Origin of the sequence: Sodalis-like endosymbiont of Proechinophthirus fluctus (genome assembly GCF_001602625.1) — a bacterium.
Taxonomy (GTDB): domain Bacteria; phylum Pseudomonadota; class Gammaproteobacteria; order Enterobacterales; family Enterobacteriaceae.
This window is the reverse complement of sequence record NZ_LECR01000002.1, coordinates 22,317-23,090: the sequence shown is the minus strand read 5'-3', so window position 1 is coordinate 23,090 and position 774 is coordinate 22,317. Positions and strand designations below refer to the sequence as shown.

1 pseudogene is annotated in these 774 nt (G+C 55.9%); it reads right to left on the bottom strand.

Annotation, left to right across the window (positions count from 1 at the left end):
* Nucleotides 1-241 (bottom strand): annotated as a pseudogene (locus BG74_RS00275) (heme ABC transporter permease/ATP-binding protein CydD); the annotation flags it as partial.
* Nucleotides 242-774 lie beyond the last annotated feature (533 nt).

Genomic DNA, 774 nt, shown 5'->3' with positions numbered 1-774 from the left:
AGTTAACCGCCGCGCGCAGAGCGAATAACGTCGCCAGAAGGACAAAGTGGCCGGTCAGGCTAGCGCGCGGGGTATTGTCCACGATCAATGCTTGCAGCAAGGCGGCCAGCGCCCAGGCCTGGGCAACGATAATCAAGGCGCTCAGCAGGCCGAGCAATACGGAAAGGTGTAACCAGCGGTTTACCCGCTGACTTTGCGACCTAAGCCAGCACACCAGGATGTGTTGTCGATTTTTATCCATTGAACGTCAGTTTTCAGCCAGAGCATCAAGCGGTTAACATTGGAAATCCCATGCCGGGAAGCGAGACCTGAATGAACCTGTAGCTTACCGGTGCGCCGATATCTTATCCTGTTGCGCGCCAGGTGAAAATCATTGCCGGCAAATTACCCCCTATAGGACCGATCAAGCTGCATCGCGTTCGGCTGGCAGGGGTATTGTGACCGCCAGGATAATCTTAGATCGCCAACTAAGGTTCCTACAGTGCGCGTGCGGAGCGAAGTACTCTGGCCTCGAAGACGGACGCCAGGGCCAGCTTATTACACCTTGGCGTGTTCAATGTACAGAGGTTAGCTCGGTAAGCATGAACTCCTGCTGTCGGCGGCTAAGAGCAGGCGCGTCGTCCATCTGTCAAGGAAAGGCAAAGAGAAAGTGGCCGATGGAAGCCTTCCTGAGCGAGGAAGGCATCGGATACGCTGCCACCCAGCCCTGTACAAGCGTTGTGGCGTCAGATACGGTCGTCATGCGCCAGTACATCGAGATAACGTTCGGCGTCC